This window comes from Campylobacter sp. RKI_CA19_01128 (genome assembly GCF_025771175.1).
Taxonomy (GTDB): domain Bacteria; phylum Campylobacterota; class Campylobacteria; order Campylobacterales; family Campylobacteraceae; genus Campylobacter_D.
This window is the reverse complement of sequence record NZ_JAKMPU010000001.1, coordinates 82375-98896: the sequence shown is the minus strand read 5'-3', so window position 1 is coordinate 98896 and position 16522 is coordinate 82375. Positions and strand designations below refer to the sequence as shown.

Here is a 16522-nt window from a genome sequence, read left to right as displayed (position 1 = left end):
AAATTTAAGGATAAACTATGCTTCAAACTTGTATTTTTCCTGCAGCAGGTTATGGTACTAGATTTTTACCTGCTACAAAAACCCTACCTAAAGAAATGTTACCTATACTAACTAAACCTTTAATTCACTATGGTGTAGATGAGGCTTTAGAAGCTGGTATGGAAACTATGGGCTTTGTTACAGGGCGTGGAAAAAGAGCTTTGGAGGATTATTTTGATATTTCTTATGAACTTGAACACCAAATCGCAGGCACTAAAAAAGAATATCTTTTAAGTGAAATAAGAACACTCATAGATCGTTGTACCTTTACTTTTACAAGACAAAATGAAATGAAAGGCTTGGGAGATGCGGTTTTAAAAGCAAAGCCTTTAGTGCAAGATGAAGCTTTTGGAGTAATTTTAGCAGATGATTTATGCGTAAATGAAGATGGGGTAAATGTCCTAGCTCAAATGGTAAAAATTTATGAAAAATACCGCTGCTCTGTTATAGCTGTAATGGAAGTTGAAGCTGATCAAGTCTCAAACTATGGGATTATAGCTGGAAATGCTGTGGAAGAGGATTTAATCATGGTAAATTCTATGGTAGAAAAACCTGATCCAAAAGATGCTCCAAGTAACTTAGCTATCATAGGAAGATACATTCTAACACCTGATATTTTTGGCATTTTAGAAAATACCAAAGCAGGTAAAAATGGAGAAATTCAACTAACTGATGCCTTACTTTCACAAGCAACTAATAATATGGTTTTAGCTTATAAATTTAAAGGAAAAAGGTTTGATTGTGGAAGCGTAGAAGGCTTTGTGGAAGCGACAAATTATTTTTATGAGAAAAGTAAAAATGCTAAATAATACTTTATTTTTTAAAACCCAAGATTTTAAAAAAATCACCGCTTATGCAAATAGAATGAATGATGAGTTAGAAAGTGGCGATATAGGGTATTATCACTTAGTAGATACGAGCTTTGATTTAATCAAAGAAAGTAAAGAATTTATCGCTACTAAAACTCATATAGAAAATATCGTTTTAGTGGGCATGGGTGGATCAAGTTGTGGGGTTAAAGCTTTAAAAGAGCTTTTATTTGATCAAATAGAAGAAAAAAAACTTTTTATTATTGACAATACCTCATCACATACTTTTACCCAAACTATGCAAAAAATAAATCCCCAAAAAACACTTTTCATCATAGCAAGCAAATCAGGTACAACTATAGAGGTGATTTCTTTATTTAAACTCATCATTGCTCATTTTGATTTTAAAAATGAAAATTTACACGAAAACTTTGTGTTTATTACCGATTTTGAATCAAAACTTCACAAACTAGGAGAAGAATTAAACATAAAATGCTTTTTTATACCTAAAAATGTCGGAGGAAGATTTAGTGTTTTATCTGCTATTGGTATTGTTCCTTTGAGCTTTTGCGGATATGATACTAAAGCCTTATTAGAAGGTGCAAAAGCTTGTTATGTGGATTTTTTTGAGAAAAAATGTGATCAAATTTTGCAAAAGGCTTATCATTATTGCACGCATAAAAGTGCGCATATTAATGTGCTTTTTTCTTATGGAGATGCTTTTAAAGGTTTTAATGAATGGTATATTCAACTAATTGCTGAAAGTCTAGGTAAAAAACAAGGCTTTAAACGCATAGGTTTAACTCCTATTGCTTTAATTGGTGCTAGAGATCAGCATAGCTTTTTACAACTTATCATGGATGGACCCAAAGATAAAACTGTTACTTTTTTAAAAATCAAAGATAGTCAAAAATCTCCTAGTATCCCAAATATAAGCTTTAATCATTTACAAAATTGTGATTTTACTAATGAAGTTAATTTACATGATCTTTTAAATGCCCAATGTGATGCAACCATGCATGCGTTAATTGCTGAAAATTTAAGTGTTGATGTAATAGAACTTGAAAAATTAGATGCTTATCATTGTGGGTATTTGATGTATTATTATGAGTTATTTACTTCTGCATGTGGCATTATGCTTGGAATTAATACTTATGATCAACCTGGTGTAGAGGTAGGAAAGTTAATACTCAAAAATATGTTAAGTAAATAAATTTGCTTTATTGTAAAAAAAGAGTATAATGAAAATATAATAATTACTAACATTAAAATTTATTAGATAATAATTATTATTATTTAAGAATTTTATGTTATAATTTTAAAAATAAAAAAGGAGATAACATGTCAGTAACAAAACAATTATTACAATTACAAGCGGATGCTCATAGTTTATGGATTAAATTTCATAATTATCACTGGAATGTAAAAGGTTTACAGTTTTTCTCAATTCATGAATATACAGAAAAAGCTTATGAAGAAATGGCAGAACTTTTTGATGATTGCGCTGAGAGAGCTTTGCAACTAGGAGAAAAAGCTATCGTTTGCTCAAAAACATTACTAGAAAATGCAAAAGCACCTAAGGCTCAAAAAGATTGCTTTACTCCAGTAGAAGTTTTAGAACTTATTAGAGAAGATTATAAGTATCTTTTGGCTGAATTTAAAAAGCTAAATGAAGAAGCTGAAAAAGCAAGTGACACTACAACAGCAGCATTTGCTCAAGAAAATATTGCAAAATATGAAAAAGTTCTTTGGATGCTTAACTCAACTATCCAAAATACTTGCTCTATGTAAGAATTTATAATGTTTTTTGACTTGCAAAGCTTTATTGCTTTAAGTCAAAAAACAAATTTAACTTCCCAAGAAAAACTACTCTTATTAAAACTTCGTACTCATTTTGAAAAAAATATCGATTTATTGCAAAAATTATATGATTATAGTTTGGTAGCTTATTGTGCTAATGCATATTTAAATCAAAGCTTAAAAAAAGAAGGCTTGCAAAAACACAAAGCCATTATAAAAGCTTTAACTAATCCTTTTTATAAAAAAGAAAAAATCCCCGTAGGTGGTTTAAACAATGCATTTTTAGCTTTAAAATTTGTAAAAAATTATGAAATACTTGAACACATCAACGAAACACACCCTCAATCTAAAATGGGTTTTAGGGCTAGTTTTATTTATGATAAAAAAAGAAAAAACTATATTTTAGCCTTTGCAGGGAGTGATTTAAATCCTTTGTGTTTTGATTTTAAAGATCTTTATAGTGATTTTTTGATTTTACTTAACAAAACTCCAAAAGGTCAAATTCAATCCATGCAGTATTTTTACAATCAACTTAAACAAAAATACACCATTGATAAAAAGCTCATCATTATAGGGCATTCTTTAGGAGGGTATCTAGCTCAAGCTTTTGCAAGAACCTTTCCTAGCGTGGTAAAAGAAGTCTATGCCTTTCAAGCACCTGGTTTAAACCAAAACTTTCAAAATCTTTCTTATATAAATTTTCATATAAATACCACCCATAATTTAAATTTCAAAACTTACAAATGGTGGAATTTTAATTTTGTGCAAAAGCTTTATAAAAAAGATAGCAAGGAGATTTTACTACACACAGGAAGCATTAAACATCACCCTAGCGTGTGTATTTATAAACTGCATGAATTATTTAAAATTCTTAACCCATAAGGGCTAAGAATTAATGTAAGTCTTCATTAAGTTTTACAGCCTTTTTATTAAAAGCTGCTATCATCACTCCACTTTGAGAATCTTGTCTAAAATGTAAGCCATTTAATCCTGCTAATTCTAAACCTTTGTATATATCTTTATCAAATTTAAAATCAGGATTGATTTTTTGAAGTTCTTCTTTATTTTTTAAAGCAAATTTAGTCCCTTCTAAAACAGCAATACCCGCATCAACGATACAATTATCCCCTAAAGGAATTCCCGTAACTGAATTTGCACCCAAAAGACAAGCTTTACCGATGCTAATAGCATTACCACTTGTACCACTTAAAACACCAAGTATAGAAGCACCGCCTCCTACATCGCTACCTTCACCCACAACAGCTGAAGAACTAATACGTCCTTCTACCATACAAGCTCCAGTTGTACCTGCATTAAAATTCACATAAGCAGCCCCTGGCATTATAGTAGTGCCTGCAGCTAAAACCGCCCCCATTCTCACTTTAGAGCTTTCTAAAATTCTAGTATTATCCTCAGGAATAACATGAGCTAAAAATCTTGGAAATTTATCTACATAATCAATCCTTGGATACCTTCCACTCATTTTTAAATCAATCTCATTTTCTCTTAAAAAGTCCAAATCAATAGGCTTATTATCGCTCCATGCAACATTTGGTAAAATCCCAAAAGCGCCTGTTAAATTTAAACTTCTTAAAGGTACTTTTTTATTAGAAAGCAAGTAAAGTTTTAAATACACACTTTCTAAACTTTTTGGTGCCTCATCTTCAAAAATACAAACAAAAGAAAAAGCATTTTCTCTAAAATTTTCCTTTGCTGCTTTGATTGCTTCTATATTTTTATGGCCTTGCTCTTGCAAAAATGGCGCAAAACATTCAAGCGCAAAATCCAAATCTTCTTTAATCAAAGTAGCCACAAACTCACTTTCATTAAAATCAACATCAACCCCTCTTCTAAAAAAAGCTTCGAACATAACAGCTGCAGCAGCATAATTTTGCTCAAAATTAATCACACCAAAATTGGCTTGAAGTTTTTTACTAGGATCAACTTGACTTAGATCAAGCCTTGCTATAGCAAAAGCTTTAGGCTTTTTATAATTAATCCTTTGTTCGATTTGCTTGATTAAATTTAAAAATTCTTCTTTACTTTCTATTGGCATATTTTCTCCTTATTGCGAGCACGCACTTTTGCCATTCATTACAGGTTGAATAGCTGAATTATCTACTTTACCTTCTTGATTAACCTTTTCTATAAATTCCCAGATTTTTTCAGCAGCTTGCAAATATCTTTTTGAACTTACACTCTCAGGCATATAAAAACTTACAGGCTTACCACTATCTCCACCTTCTCTTACACTCATTTCGATAGGAATTTGAGCTAAAACTTCACATTTATAAGCTTTTGCCATTTCTTCTGTGGTGCCTTTACCAAAGATATCATATTCTTTGCCATTATCAGGACATAAAAAGCCACTCATATTTTCTATAATACCCGCAACAGGAATGTGTAATTTTTCAAACATATCTAGCGCTCTTTTGCTATCATCTAAAGACACTACTTGAGGAGTACTTACACACACACCTGCACTCACTGGCACACTTTGAGCTAGGGTAATTTGCGCATCACCAGTTCCTGGAGGCATATCAAGTAATAATACATCAAGTTCAGGCCAAAGCACATCAGCTAAAAGTTGCTCAATTGCTTTCATAATCATAGAACCACGCCACATCAAACCTTTACCTTCTTCTATTAGCACACCCATACTCATCATATAAACCCCATGAGATAAAATAGGACGAATTTTTTGACCTACAATTTCAGGTTTGCTTTTACTCTCACCTAGCATTCTTGGTATATTTGGCCCATAAATATCCGCATCTAAAAGCCCTACTCTTTTGCCCATTTTAGCTAAAGAAATCGCTAAATTTAAAGTTGTAGTACTTTTACCTACCCCACCTTTACCGCTTGAAATCATAAGGAAATTTTTAATTTGTGGAGCGATATTTTTACCACTTCTTGAATTGCTTTTTTCTTCAGGAATTTTTGGTTGAATGATTTCTAAATTAAGCCCTAAATTTAAATCTTTTAAAGCATTTGCGATGTTTAATCTAAGCTCTTGTGCGATTTGAGCATTAGCTGAAACAATTTCAACTACTATATGAGCTTGATTTTCATTTGCTTCAATTTTTTTTACAAAACCAAAACTAACTATATCTTTTTTAAAGCCTGGATATATAACTTGTTTTAGTCTTTCTTCAATTTTTTCCTTCAATTTTTCTCCTTGTTATTTAAAATGATTAATTCTACTAACATAAATATAAATTTTGGCTTTTATGGTGTATAATATCGTAACATTAATAAGAAATTAAGGTGTAACAAATGTTAGATATTTCCTTGATTATGCTATCTGCTGGAGAATCATCAAGATTTAATGCTCCGGTAAAAAAGCAGTTTTTACGACTAGGTGAACAACCTTTATGGCTTTATGCTACTAAAAATTTAAGTTCTTTTTATCCTTTTAAACAAATAGTTGTTACTTCTGGTAATATTTCTTATATGAAAAAATTTGCCCCTGAATATAAATTTGTCCAAGGTGGCACAACTAGAGCACAATCTTTACTCAATGCTTTAAGTATGGTTGAGAGTGAATATGTTTTAGTTAGTGATGTTGCAAGGGTTTTAATTTCTAAAAATCTTTTTAACAATATCATAGAAAATCACGACAAAGCTGATTGTATTACACCTGTTTTAAAAGTAAGTGATACTACAATTTATGCTCAAGAAGCTATCGATAGAGATAAAATCAAACTCATACAAACCCCTCAACTTTCACGCACGAGTATGCTAAAAAAAGCTTTAGAGCAAAGCTCAAATTTCACTGATGATAGCACAGCTATACAAGCTATTGGTGGTAAAATTTGGTATGTACAAGGTGATGAGTTGGCTAAAAAAATTACCTTTAAAGAAGATTTAAAAAGATTAAATTTACCAAAACCATCTTGGGATATTTTTAATGGAAATGGCTTTGATGTGCATGAATTTGGAGAGCAAAGAGCCTTGCTTTTGGGTGGAGTAAAAGTGCATGAAAACATGGGTTTAAAAGCTCATTCTGATGGAGACGTGCTAGCTCATGCACTAATTGATGCGCTTTTGGGCGCAGCAGGGCTTGGAGATATTGGCGAACTTTTCCCAGATAATGATATGCAGTATAAAAACGCTGATTCTATGCTTTTATTGCAAAATGCTTATACTTTGGTGCAAAATTATGGTTTTGATCTTGTAAATGCTGATATTACCATCATAGCCCAAACACCTAAAATGAAAGATTTTAAAGAAGCTATTGCTTTTAATATCGCTAAAACATTAAAAACCACACCAAATAAAATCAATATCAAAGCTACCACTACAGAACATCTAGGTTTTGTAGGAAGGAAAGAAGGGATTGCTGTTTTAGCAAGTGTAAATTTAAAATATTTTGATTGGATGAAATTATGAAAGTTTTAATAGTAGAAAATGAATTTTATTTAGCCCAAAGCATAGGATCAAAGCTTAATTCTATAGGTTATGATTGTGATATTATCGCAAATGTTAATGAGCTGACTCATCATGATTATGAAATCATTTTGCTTTCTACTAGTATGGCTAATTTTGAACATATTATAGAAATTTTTAAGCATAAAATCATTATTTTACTCATATCTTACATAAGTTCAGATACTGTTTTAGCTCCTTTAAAATCTGGTGCTAGTGATTACATACAAAAACCTTTCATGATAGAAGAATTAATGCGCAAGATTAAGCATTTTCAAGAATTTAAAAAAATCACCATGCTAAATAGCACCTATCAAGCATATTTAAAACATAAATTTGAAACAGCAAAACTACCAACTTTTGATTATAAAAAATTCAAATTACCTTTGATTTTAAAAACTAATAATCAAATTTTTGCTGATCATTTTGTATTTAATTATACTAACGAACACAACATCGCAAATGTTTATATAGATCTTTCACACCAGCAAAATTTAGATAAAATTTTCAAAGACAATTCTTTGTATTATTTGGTTAATTTTCAAACCCTAAAGCCTTTAGAAAAAGAAAAGGTGCTAAACCTTGCTTTAAAAAAGGCTGTTATTATACATACAAGTACGAATATTGAGCATAGCAATTTTCAAATTTTAGAGCTAGGTGAAGATGAAAAAAATTTTGAAAGTAATGGAATTTTAACCATTGATGATTATGTTAAGCATATTATCATTAGTTATCAAAATATCTTTCCTGATACGGATTTATCCAAAAAATTAGGAATTTCAAGAAAATCTTTATGGGAAAAAAGGAAAAAATATGGCATTACAAAGAAAAAATAGCATTATAATCTCAGAAGAAGAATACGAAGTTTTATGTTTCATTAAAGAAGGAATTTTTGGTTCTTTTACAAAATTGATGAACGAACAAGAAAGAGATGAATTTTTAAAAAATGAAGCAATAAACGGATATAAATTTCCCTATGCCTTAACTTTTGCTCCACACAATGAAAACAAAAAAATCATAGAAAATGCCAAAGTTAAAGACAAAATAGATTTTGTATGCAATGATCAAATAGTAGGCCACATCATCTTAGAAAGTAAATTTAAAAACGATAAAAACATTAATGATATTTTTACACCTAATACATGCTTGATTGATGATTTTGGAGAAATTTGCATTAGTGGTGAATTTGAAATTTATCACAATCGTATCAAGGCTATAAAAGAAGATTTTGAAAAAATCAAAAAAAGATTAAACCCTTCTAATATCACTGCTATTGTTTCAAGTTTTGATCCTTTTCATAGAGCGCATGAAAGAATTTTAAGATGGGCTATAGAGCAATCTGATCTAGTAATTATTTTCCTTATAGAATCTTATGAAAGTAATGGTTTAAACCTAAAACTTAAAAAGCGTTGCTTTGATGTTTTTGCGCAAAATTATTTACCATCTTCTAGAGTTTTACTCATACCTTTACATAATATCAAAATTTTTGCCTCGCATTTAAATCCGGTGCTTGAATGTGCTTTGGCTAAAAGTTTTGATTGTAATAAACTGTTTGTAGGACAAAATCACGCAGGGCTTGGAATGTATTTTAATCAAAACAGAGCCTTTACTGTACTTGATGATTTTGCAAAAGATTACAATATAGAAGTAACTATACTTCCTAAATTTGTATTTTGTGATGAGTGTAAAATGATAGTAAGCACCAAATCATGCCCACATGGAGCTCATCATCATATGAAATATCATGGCGATTCTTTAAAAAATTTACTCAGACTTGGTATCATTCCACCAGCAGTTTTTATAAGAAGAGAAATTTCTGCTTTGATTTTATCAGAGCTTTTTCCAAATCGTTTCCATAATAAACAAAATATCTATAGCAATCTTTTCCCTACGCATGGTATTTTAGAATATAGAGGCGATAAAGAATTTTATGAGCAACTTATAAAACTCCATCAAATGTCATATATGGTGTAATCATGCAAAAATTATTTTTAACTTTTTTTTATTCAGGTAGTGTTAATAAAGCTCCAGGAACTTTTGGCACAATAGCAGCGCTAATCCCTGCTTTTTTTATTTTAAGGTATTTGGGTATAGGAACTTTGATCTTACTTGCAATTTTGCTTTTTTTAATCTCTATAAAAATCATCGATCAATACGAAAAACAAACAGGTATACACGATGATAAGCATATTGTAATAGATGAAGTTGTAGGAGTGTTTTTAGCTTTGGCAATTTGCGGGCAAAGTGTTTTTACTTTTTTACTTTCTTTTGTTTTATTTAGATTTTTTGATATCACAAAACCTTCTATCATAGGTAAAATTGACAAAAAAATCAAAGGCGGTTTAGGTGTAATGCTAGATGATGTTTTAGCAGGAATTTTCGCAGGATTATTTAGTGCTGTGATTTATGGAATTTTACTTAAATTTGATCTTTTATGGTTTGATATAAGTATTATGGAGATATTTTAATTTATATTTATTGTTCTATGTTTTTAAGATTTGCTATGTAGTTTTTCTAAAATATAGCTCAAAATAATTACAACTACAACTATGCAAAAGATTAATTTTATAAGTGCAGAAGCAATTACACCAAACAAAGAATCAAGTTTTGATATGTTTCCACCTGATTTATAATTAGCACTTTGAATAAAATCATTATAAATAAAAGAAAATAAGTCAATCTCGTAAATAAAATCCATATGATAAGTAAAAACAAAGAAGATCTCCATAATAATTCCAAACTGTTATAATTTATTTTTTATTTTTACATCTTTGTAGTTTAAACTTTGATAAATTTAATTTTTCAAGAGCTATTAACCTTTGTCTATTGTAAAAATTTCTAACCTCATCTTGCATATTTATTATATCTCTTATAACACGATTATCTTCCTCTAATATTTTATTTCTATATTCGAAAGCATTATAACTATCAGATAGTCTTTCTTGCATTAAATCCATTGGAGACTTTATATTATTTCTAAGAATATTATTATGCACTCTGTCTAAGTCAATTTGCTCTTGTTGATCTAAATTTTGCATAGTAATTTTATATTCTAATATAGCTACTACATAATTATTTTGCTCATTATTGCAATTATCTGCATACATTACAGATAAAAATAACATAAAAATTACTATTCTCATTATATTTCCTTGTTATATATTCTCTTTTTCAAAGAATATTGCCTTATCTAGCACTTGAAAAAACGAATGATAAATTTCTGGATCTTCTACCAGAGTTGGAACTTGCATATTAGATCCATATTGAGCATTAGCTCTAATAGTTGATTTTTTATCTCCTTTTTCTCTTACAACCAATGTTATACGCATTGTTGCACCTTTTGATAATTTCGTTGCAGTAACTGCTCCTGTTTGTAAATCCGCTTTATCAATTACAAAACCAAGATCTTGTAATGCAGAAACACCAGCTTTTGCAACAATTTTTTTAGGATAATCATATTCTTTTGTTTGATATGTTCTAACTTGAAGCTGCTGAGTATTTTCAATAACCATTTGTCTAGAATTCGTACCACACCCAACAAAATACAAAGCCATTATAAATAATAATATTTTTTTCATAGTTCATTTGCCTCCAAAAACACTGATTTCGATAATTTTTCATAAAATTGTTGGTAAATTTCTGGTTCTCTTATACTTCCAACTTCATTAACAGAGCCCTCTTGATTTCTTACAATTCTTTGCATTGTAAACCTTACAAAAGTCTTTTTGATTTTATTATTTGTAGAGATAACTACGCTTGCCTTAATTTCTTGCGTATGATCTGACTGTTTTGAAGCAGCCATAGCTGCACCCGGAGATAAAAGCGCCAAGACAACAATCCCAGCTTGAGTAGAAACTTCTCTAGCATCTCTTGTTTTAGATGCACTTACTATTCCAAAATCTCTATTAATTTCATCTATATTAAATCCAAGATCTTGCAATGTTGCAATACTAGATGATAAAATTTTACTTGTATCAACAGTATTAAAACTTTTAGTCTGCAATTGCCTTTCTTGTGCTGTAGATGTTTCAATCTTCATCATCTCTTTAACACTGGTTGTTGCACAACCGCTAAAAATAAGTAAAAAAATAGGTATTATAAACTTCATATTTATACCTTAAAAACTTGAAGTGTGGTATGCCACATCTCTAACTTTTTGGTTATTATCAAATTTTATAATAACAGTTAAAGTTCGTTGCGTACTAACGTTACTACCACTATTTCCAGCAACTCCAGCCAAAATAATACTTATACCGCCAGATGAATTTTGATAAGCTCTTTGGGTACTAATCTTATCATATACCCAGACTTCTCTTCTTTGCTCATCAGTTGATATAATATTTGGAGATCCCATTATTTCTATGATTTCAGATGAGCTCATACCAATTTTTATATCTTTTTGAGCTTTTGCTACTGTTATTTTTTCATCTACTTGCGGATTATATAAAGTTTTATTACATGCAGTGAATGATAAAGCAATAACAAAAAGAAATGAAACTTTATGCATTAAATCTCCTTTAATTTATCCTATAGGATATATTTAAAAAAATTATATCTTTGTAAAGTTTAATTTCATATTAATCCTATAGGATAAAAAATGGAAGAGGACTTTAGCAATTCTAGCGAAGAAGAAATTTTAAATTTTTATAAAAAAGTATCATCAAATATAAGAAATTTTAGAGAAAAAAAAGGAATTTCTCAGCTTGAGTTAGCCTTAGATATAGGTATAAAATCCGTTGCATTTTATTCAAATTGTGAGTGTAATCGATATGGTAAACATTTTAACTTAGAGCACTTATATAAAATTTCTAAAAGTTTAGAAATTCCATTAAAAGATTTATTAGAATAAATACTACAATGCCAAAGGAAAAACCTTTAGCATTATTTTATAAATCCACTTGCAAGCACTAAATCTTTATCGTAAAATACCGCCATTTGTCCGCTAGCAAGCCCATAAACAGGCTCTTGTAAGATAATTTTTGCACTCTTATCTTCATTAATCAAAACTTTACATGGGGTTGATCTTGATCTATAGCGTATTTTTACTTCACAATCTAATTCTTTAGCATCGATAAATAAATTAATATTATCAAGGTTAAATTCACTTATCTTAAGTTCTTCTTTTTTACCTACTATGATTTCATTTTTTTTAGGATCAATTTTTAATACAAAATGTGGCTCATGAGCCCCACGCACTTCAAAACCCCTTCTTTTACCTATAGTATAGTGCATATAACCTTCATGTTTTCCTACTTCTTTACCACTACTATCTCTTACAATACCTGGAATTTTAGTATCCATAAACTGATCTAAAACTTGCACATAAGTATCTTCCACAAAACAAATTTCAGAACTTTCCTTTTGTGTTGCAAAAGATTTTAAAACATCAATGGTTGAAGCAAATTTTTTTACATCTTCTTTTTTCATCTCTCCAAGAGGAAAAATCAAATACTCTAAAGCCTCTTTATCTGCATTTGCTAGAAAATAGCTTTGATCCTTACTCTCATCAACTGCAGTTTTAATCAAACCATTTTCTATCCTTGCATAATGACCTGTGGCTAATTTTTCACAACCTAAACTCTTAGCAAATTCCAAAAGCTTACCAAGCTTGATAAAGCGATTACACAAAGCGCAAGGATTTGGTGTCTTTCCTTCTTTGTAGGTATTAACAAAAGGCATATAAACTTGATTTTTAAAATCTTCTTGTAAGTCTAAAATATGATATTTGATGTCTAAAAATTTAGCAACTTTTTCAACTTTTTGTATATTTTCTTCATGATAATTAGCTTTTCCATGAAGCTTCATATAACAACCTATGATCTCATGTCCTGCTTGTTTTAACTTATAAGCAGTTACAGTACTATCTACACCCCCACTCATTGCAACAAGAATTTTCATCTTTTTCCTTTATCATTCTTATAATTTCATCTAAATCATCACTTATACTATACTTTAACTCATCATTTTTAGATATAGTTCCAAGTCCTAGTAAAGAAGTTTTGATAAATTCATCAAGAGGTTGCCAAAATTTTTGCCCAACTAAAATAATAGGAACATCTTTTTTAAAACTAAGTTGTTTAAGAGTAAGAATTTCAAAAAATTCATCTAATGTCCCAAAGCCGCCTGGGAAAATCACAAAAGCTAGACTCTTTTGAATAAGAGCCATTTTGCGAATGGCTAAGCTCTTAAAAGTGATATTATACTCTAAAAAGTCATTTGCTTTTTGCTCAAATGGTAAATGTATATTAAATCCAAAAGATTTTAAGTGTGAAGTTTGACTTTGCATAGCCCCATAATTTGCAGCTTGCATAATACCACCGCCACCACCACTGATGATACTATAACCAAGATCTGCTAACTTTTGGGCTAATTTTGAAGCCAAAATACAATACTCATTATCTTCTTTTAAGCGTGCAGAACCAAAAAAAGTTATGCCTTTTTGAATTTTTTCTAATTCTTTAAGATGAGCAACGTCCTCAATAATACATTCTTTCATCTTAGCTGTTCTAATCTTTCTTTTTTAGAGCCTATCTCAGTAATTTGCACTCCAAAGTTTCCATCTACGATAACTACTTCCCCATAAGCGATTTTTTTATCACCTATTAAAATTTCTAAAGGGTCGTTTGCTAATTGATCAAGCTCGATAACCGAACCTATATCCATGGTTAAAACATCTTTTAAAAGCATTTTTTTACTACCTATACGCACTCTTATAGGTAAGCGTACATCCATGATCAAACCGATATTTCTTAGCTCTTCTACATTAGCCAAGGCTTTATGATCTTGTGTATGATCTTCATTTGTTGCTACAATTTCTTCTAAGTCAGTTTTAGTTAAAATCTTATAAATTTTTTTCATCAAAAACCAAAGAAATTTTTTCTTCTAAATCAGCTATTTTTACATTATATAAATATAATTTATGAAAACCACCAAGTTCTAAGCTATCTGCAACAAATTCACAATTTTCTAGACTAAACTCCATTTTTGGAATTTCTTTTTGCGCGCCTAAGGTTGTAGAAAATGCTGAGATGATATTTTGTATAGCTTCTTTAGCAGCGTCCATTTCATCTTCATTAAGCTCACTGTTTTTGGAGATTTCTTCTTCTCCCATCATCCACTCACCAATTGCACTCATTAAAACTGCACTGGCTAGGATTTTGATTTTCATTTCATTATTAACGCTAAAAGTAGCGCTAACTAATGGTGGAATCATAGAATCTTGAGAATTTACATCATACTCATAATATTCGCTAAATTCAGCACTTTTTCCTGTTAAACCTTCTATTGTACTTACACATTCATTGACGAATATGCCTAAAAAATCATTGATCATCGTCTTCCTCTTCTAGTTCTTCATTATCATCATACGAATTTGCTTTTGCTCTTCTTTCATCTTCATATTTTTCAAGCATTTCTTTAATCTCATCTTTATCAGTTTTGATAAGTTCTAAGATTTTAATTGACTTTCTAAATCTATGAAGTCCCACTTGAGCTAAAAATACTTCTTTTTTATCAATAGCTACTATAGCTTTATCATCTGCACTTCTATCAAGCTTTAAAATATCTCCTTGTTTTAAATCTAAAAATTCATTCACATTGATAAAAGTTTTACCAAGCATAGCTTCATAAATTACCTCAGCACGGCCGATCAAGGTTTTAAGTTCTTTATTTCTTGATTTTTTAGCCGAAGTTTCACCCATCATAATATCACGATTTGCCAAACGACTCAAAATACTTTCCAAATGCACAACAGGATAGCAAATATTTACCATACCACTTGAATTTCCGATGATAATCTCCATTACCACCATGATAACAATTTCATTTTGAGAAACTATTTGCACAACATTTGGACTTGATTCTTTTGCTTCTACGCTTGGATAAATTTCAGTGACATTCATCCAGCTTTCTTTAAGTCTTTGCATAATAATACGCAAAATAGAATCAAGCAAATTAAGCTCGATTTCTGTAAGCTCTCTTAAGGTGTCAAAACTCTCTCCTTGACCACCTAAAAGTCTATCTATCATAGGAAAAGCAATGCTTGGATTAATCTCTAAAACGCAGTTTCCATCTAAAGGCTTAATCGAAAAAACGTTAAAGCTTGTTGGCGAAGGCAAAGACATCAAAAACTCACCATAAGTCATTTGATCCACCGAGTGAAGTTTAATCTCAACTATACTTCTCATCATAGATGAAATTTGCGAAGCAAGATTTCTTGCTAATTTATCATGAATCCCTTTAATAGAACGAAGTTGTTCTTTAGAAACCCTGTTTGGACGCTTAAAATCATATACTACTATATCTCTTTTATCTTCTAGCTCTTCTAATTTCGAAGAAGCTGCACTTTCATCACTATCATCATCAACAACTTCTAATAGAGCATCAATTTCTTCTTGGGAAAGTATCTCAGCCATTAAACTAGCCTTTCTCGAATCTTCTTAAGCAAACGCTTATGAATTTGTGAAATTCTTGACTCGCTAATCTCTAAAATCTCTGCGATTTCTTTTAAATTTAATTCTTCATAATAATAAAGCTGTATTACAAGCTTCTCTCTTTCTTTGAATTCTTCCAAAACTGCATTGATTTTTTCTATTAATTCTTCTTTTTCTATTTGTTCTATAATATTACTATCATTAAAGCAATTTAGCTGTTCATCCAAAGGCATAACAAGCGATATAGCATGAGCCGCTCTTGCTTCTTTTACCTTTTCTACTTCTAAATTTAGTCTTTGTGCTAAATACTCATCATCAGGCTCTTTTTCATTTTCTTGATAAAACTCATCTATGATAGCATCAATATCTTTGATGATTTTTCTATTGCTTCTACTCATTACATCAAGGCTTCTTAGATAATCAAGCATAGCTCCATTTACTCTTTTTCTTGCAAAGCCCCAGAAATTATCATTTTGTTCTTTATCATAACGGCGTGAGAGTTTGATCATTTCCTCTACACCGATACTAATTAAATCATTTACATCAATACTTGCAGGCAAACGCTCTTTAAGCCTAAAAGCCATAGCTCTTAATGCTGGCATATAAGAGATGACTAAATCATCTTGTTCTTTTTTTAGCGTAGAAGCATAGGCATTATGCGGCTGCATGTTTTACTTTTCTTTTTGAAGAGCTTTCAAGCTTTTTAAGGTCTTCGCGCTCTTCTTGAAGTTTTTCAAGCAAGTAATCCATTTTCTTTTCTCTTGCGGCTAATTCTGCTATAAAACTATTGTTTTCATTTTCGTATTTTTCTTTATTAAAGCTTCTACCGCTAATTTTATTAACATCTACAAAAATCATAATTACTATATGGATTAAAACATAAAACACAAAAGTAATCAAACAAGTATATACAACTATCTCTACTGCATCTTCTATATTAACTATGGTAAACATTAATCCTATAAAAAAACCACAAACAGTAAAAAAAGCAACAAAATTCTCTGGTCTCATCTT

The 16522-nt window shown here is 30.3% G+C and carries 21 protein-coding genes and 1 pseudogene; 9 read left to right on the top strand and 13 right to left on the bottom strand.

Annotated elements, in window-relative coordinates; all coding sequences use genetic code 11:
- Window positions 1-17 precede the first annotated feature (17 nt).
- The 4 genes from galU to L8U98_RS00555 all read left to right on the top strand — a co-directional run bounded on the left by galU (window position 18) and on the right by L8U98_RS00555 (window position 3530).
- Window positions 18-848, top strand: coding sequence for a UTP--glucose-1-phosphate uridylyltransferase GalU (gene galU, locus L8U98_RS00570; RefSeq protein ID WP_263724687.1), 831 nt, complete (start codon window positions 18-20; stop codon window positions 846-848).
- Window positions 838-2061: a glucose-6-phosphate isomerase gene (locus tag L8U98_RS00565; RefSeq protein WP_257905858.1), complete on the top strand. Its 1224-nt coding sequence runs from the start codon at window positions 838-840 to the stop codon at window positions 2059-2061. Before galU ends, L8U98_RS00565 begins: the two co-directional genes overlap by 11 nt.
- A gap of 128 nt (window positions 2062-2189) precedes the next feature.
- Window positions 2190-2639 carry a Dps family protein gene (locus L8U98_RS00560; protein WP_039667974.1) on the top strand — a complete coding sequence of 150 codons (450 nt, stop codon included), beginning with the start codon at window positions 2190-2192 and terminating at the stop codon, window positions 2637-2639.
- A gap of 9 nt (window positions 2640-2648) precedes the next feature.
- Entirely contained in the window at window positions 2649-3530 is an 882-nt protein-coding gene (locus L8U98_RS00555) for an alpha/beta fold hydrolase (protein WP_263724688.1), read from the top strand.
- Between the two features lie 10 nt (window positions 3531-3540).
- Here L8U98_RS00555 and L8U98_RS00550 read toward each other — a convergent pair whose 3' ends face one another.
- Both L8U98_RS00550 and L8U98_RS00545 read right to left on the bottom strand, forming a co-directional pair.
- Window positions 3541-4704: a 2,3,4,5-tetrahydropyridine-2-carboxylate N-succinyltransferase gene (locus L8U98_RS00550; protein ID WP_039627879.1), complete on the bottom strand. Its 1164-nt coding sequence runs from the start codon at window positions 4702-4704 to the stop codon at window positions 3541-3543.
- A gap of 9 nt (window positions 4705-4713) precedes the next feature.
- A complete protein-coding gene (locus L8U98_RS00545) occupies window positions 4714-5817 on the bottom strand; it encodes an Mrp/NBP35 family ATP-binding protein (RefSeq protein ID WP_263724689.1) in 1104 nt (367 codons plus the stop codon).
- Window positions 5818-5924: 107 nt separating this feature from the next.
- On the opposite strand from L8U98_RS00545, the gene L8U98_RS00540 reads away from it, so the two are divergent.
- Genes L8U98_RS00540 through L8U98_RS00525 form a run of 4 tightly spaced genes read left to right on the top strand, consistent with a single transcriptional unit; the run spans window position 5925 to window position 9544 of the window.
- Window positions 5925-7040: a bifunctional 2-C-methyl-D-erythritol 4-phosphate cytidylyltransferase/2-C-methyl-D-erythritol 2,4-cyclodiphosphate synthase gene (locus L8U98_RS00540; RefSeq protein WP_263724690.1), complete on the top strand. Its 1116-nt coding sequence runs from the start codon at window positions 5925-5927 to the stop codon at window positions 7038-7040.
- Window positions 7037-7912: a hypothetical protein gene (locus L8U98_RS00535; RefSeq protein ID WP_263724691.1), complete on the top strand. Its 876-nt coding sequence runs from the start codon at window positions 7037-7039 to the stop codon at window positions 7910-7912. The genes L8U98_RS00540 and L8U98_RS00535 overlap by 4 nt, the downstream gene beginning before the upstream one ends.
- Window positions 7890-9050 carry a sulfate adenylyltransferase gene (locus tag L8U98_RS00530; protein WP_263724692.1) on the top strand — a complete coding sequence of 387 codons (1161 nt, stop codon included), beginning with the start codon at window positions 7890-7892 and terminating at the stop codon, window positions 9048-9050. The genes L8U98_RS00535 and L8U98_RS00530 overlap by 23 nt, the downstream gene beginning before the upstream one ends.
- 2 nt (window positions 9051-9052) lie before the next feature.
- Complete coding sequence (locus L8U98_RS00525; RefSeq protein ID WP_263724693.1) at window positions 9053-9544, top strand: phosphatidylglycerophosphatase A; 492 nt, start codon at window positions 9053-9055, stop codon at window positions 9542-9544.
- A gap of 23 nt (window positions 9545-9567) precedes the next feature.
- On the opposite strand, the gene L8U98_RS00520 is transcribed toward L8U98_RS00525, so the two are convergent.
- The 5 genes from L8U98_RS00520 to bamE all read right to left on the bottom strand — a co-directional run bounded on the left by L8U98_RS00520 (window position 9568) and on the right by bamE (window position 11583).
- On the bottom strand, window positions 9568-9804 hold the full coding sequence (locus L8U98_RS00520) for a hypothetical protein (RefSeq protein WP_263724694.1): 237 nt from the start codon (window positions 9802-9804) through the stop codon (window positions 9568-9570).
- Window positions 9805-9826: 22 nt separating this feature from the next.
- Complete coding sequence (locus L8U98_RS00515; RefSeq protein WP_263724695.1) at window positions 9827-10219, bottom strand: hypothetical protein; 393 nt, start codon at window positions 10217-10219, stop codon at window positions 9827-9829.
- Window positions 10220-10231: 12 nt separating this feature from the next.
- Window positions 10232-10654 carry a hypothetical protein gene (locus tag L8U98_RS00510; RefSeq protein ID WP_039640727.1) on the bottom strand — a complete coding sequence of 141 codons (423 nt, stop codon included), beginning with the start codon at window positions 10652-10654 and terminating at the stop codon, window positions 10232-10234.
- Window positions 10651-11079, bottom strand: coding sequence for a hypothetical protein (locus L8U98_RS00505; RefSeq protein WP_263724696.1), 429 nt, complete (start codon window positions 11077-11079; stop codon window positions 10651-10653). Before L8U98_RS00505 ends, L8U98_RS00510 begins: the two co-directional genes overlap by 4 nt.
- A gap of 114 nt (window positions 11080-11193) precedes the next feature.
- On the bottom strand, window positions 11194-11583 hold the full coding sequence (bamE, locus tag L8U98_RS00500; RefSeq protein WP_263724697.1) for an outer membrane protein assembly factor BamE: 390 nt from the start codon (window positions 11581-11583) through the stop codon (window positions 11194-11196).
- 90 nt (window positions 11584-11673) lie between these two features.
- On the opposite strand from bamE, the gene L8U98_RS00495 reads away from it, so the two are divergent.
- Window positions 11674-11925 (top strand): helix-turn-helix domain-containing protein, encoded by a 252-nt coding sequence (locus L8U98_RS00495; RefSeq protein WP_039640720.1) that lies wholly within the window; start codon window positions 11674-11676, stop codon window positions 11923-11925.
- 32 nt (window positions 11926-11957) lie between these two features.
- On the opposite strand, the gene mnmA is transcribed toward L8U98_RS00495, so the two are convergent.
- The 6 genes and pseudogenes from mnmA to L8U98_RS00465 all read right to left on the bottom strand — a co-directional run bounded on the left by mnmA (window position 11958) and on the right by L8U98_RS00465 (window position 16519).
- Complete coding sequence (gene mnmA, locus L8U98_RS00490; RefSeq protein WP_214135637.1) at window positions 11958-12974, bottom strand: tRNA 2-thiouridine(34) synthase MnmA; 1017 nt, start codon at window positions 12972-12974, stop codon at window positions 11958-11960.
- Window positions 12937-13572: a TIGR00730 family Rossman fold protein gene (locus tag L8U98_RS00485; protein WP_263673229.1), complete on the bottom strand. Its 636-nt coding sequence runs from the start codon at window positions 13570-13572 to the stop codon at window positions 12937-12939. The genes mnmA and L8U98_RS00485 overlap by 38 nt, the downstream gene beginning before the upstream one ends.
- A pseudogene (gene fliY, locus L8U98_RS00480) lies at window positions 13569-14409 on the bottom strand (flagellar motor switch protein FliY). The gene L8U98_RS00485 and the pseudogene fliY overlap by 4 nt, the downstream one beginning before the upstream one ends.
- Window positions 14399-15490: a flagellar motor switch protein FliM gene (gene fliM, locus L8U98_RS00475; protein ID WP_039667962.1), complete on the bottom strand. Its 1092-nt coding sequence runs from the start codon at window positions 15488-15490 to the stop codon at window positions 14399-14401. The pseudogene fliY and the gene fliM overlap by 11 nt, the downstream one beginning before the upstream one ends.
- Window positions 15490-16176 (bottom strand): RNA polymerase sigma factor FliA, encoded by a 687-nt coding sequence (locus L8U98_RS00470; RefSeq protein WP_039627867.1) that lies wholly within the window; start codon window positions 16174-16176, stop codon window positions 15490-15492. The genes fliM and L8U98_RS00470 overlap by 1 nt, the downstream gene beginning before the upstream one ends.
- Window positions 16163-16519: a hypothetical protein gene (locus L8U98_RS00465; protein WP_039617428.1), complete on the bottom strand. Its 357-nt coding sequence runs from the start codon at window positions 16517-16519 to the stop codon at window positions 16163-16165. Before L8U98_RS00465 ends, L8U98_RS00470 begins: the two co-directional genes overlap by 14 nt.
- Between the last annotated feature and the right edge of the window lie 3 nt (window positions 16520-16522).

Bases quoted from the DNA above. Each gene is read 5' to 3' on its own strand.
- galU (WP_263724687.1), top strand. From the start codon at position 18: ATGCTTCAAACTTGTATTTTTCCTGCAGCAGGTTATGGTACTAGATTT.
- L8U98_RS00565 (WP_257905858.1), top strand. From the start codon at position 838: ATGCTAAATAATACTTTATTTTTTAAAACCCAAGATTTTAAAAAAATC.
- L8U98_RS00560 (WP_039667974.1), top strand. From the start codon at position 2,190: ATGTCAGTAACAAAACAATTATTACAATTACAAGCGGATGCTCATAGT.
- L8U98_RS00555 (WP_263724688.1), top strand. From the start codon at position 2,649: ATGTTTTTTGACTTGCAAAGCTTTATTGCTTTAAGTCAAAAAACAAAT.
- L8U98_RS00550 (WP_039627879.1), bottom strand. From the start codon at position 4,704: ATGCCAATAGAAAGTAAAGAAGAATTTTTAAATTTAATCAAGCAAATC.
- L8U98_RS00540 (WP_263724690.1), top strand. From the start codon at position 5,925: ATGTTAGATATTTCCTTGATTATGCTATCTGCTGGAGAATCATCAAGA.
- L8U98_RS00535 (WP_263724691.1), top strand. From the start codon at position 7,037: ATGAAAGTTTTAATAGTAGAAAATGAATTTTATTTAGCCCAAAGCATA.
- L8U98_RS00530 (WP_263724692.1), top strand. From the start codon at position 7,890: ATGGCATTACAAAGAAAAAATAGCATTATAATCTCAGAAGAAGAATAC.
- L8U98_RS00525 (WP_263724693.1), top strand. From the start codon at position 9,053: ATGCAAAAATTATTTTTAACTTTTTTTTATTCAGGTAGTGTTAATAAA.
- L8U98_RS00520 (WP_263724694.1), bottom strand. From the start codon at position 9,804: ATGGAGATCTTCTTTGTTTTTACTTATCATATGGATTTTATTTACGAG.
- L8U98_RS00515 (WP_263724695.1), bottom strand. From the start codon at position 10,219: ATGAGAATAGTAATTTTTATGTTATTTTTATCTGTAATGTATGCAGAT.
- L8U98_RS00510 (WP_039640727.1), bottom strand. From the start codon at position 10,654: ATGAAAAAAATATTATTATTTATAATGGCTTTGTATTTTGTTGGGTGT.
- bamE (WP_263724697.1), bottom strand. From the start codon at position 11,583: ATGCATAAAGTTTCATTTCTTTTTGTTATTGCTTTATCATTCACTGCA.
- L8U98_RS00495 (WP_039640720.1), top strand. From the start codon at position 11,674: ATGGAAGAGGACTTTAGCAATTCTAGCGAAGAAGAAATTTTAAATTTT.
- mnmA (WP_214135637.1), bottom strand. From the start codon at position 12,974: ATGAAAATTCTTGTTGCAATGAGTGGGGGTGTAGATAGTACTGTAACT.
- L8U98_RS00485 (WP_263673229.1), bottom strand. From the start codon at position 13,572: ATGAAAGAATGTATTATTGAGGACGTTGCTCATCTTAAAGAATTAGAA.
- fliM (WP_039667962.1), bottom strand. From the start codon at position 15,490: ATGGCTGAGATACTTTCCCAAGAAGAAATTGATGCTCTATTAGAAGTT.
- L8U98_RS00470 (WP_039627867.1), bottom strand. From the start codon at position 16,176: ATGCAGCCGCATAATGCCTATGCTTCTACGCTAAAAAAAGAACAAGAT.
- L8U98_RS00465 (WP_039617428.1), bottom strand. From the start codon at position 16,519: ATGAGACCAGAGAATTTTGTTGCTTTTTTTACTGTTTGTGGTTTTTTT.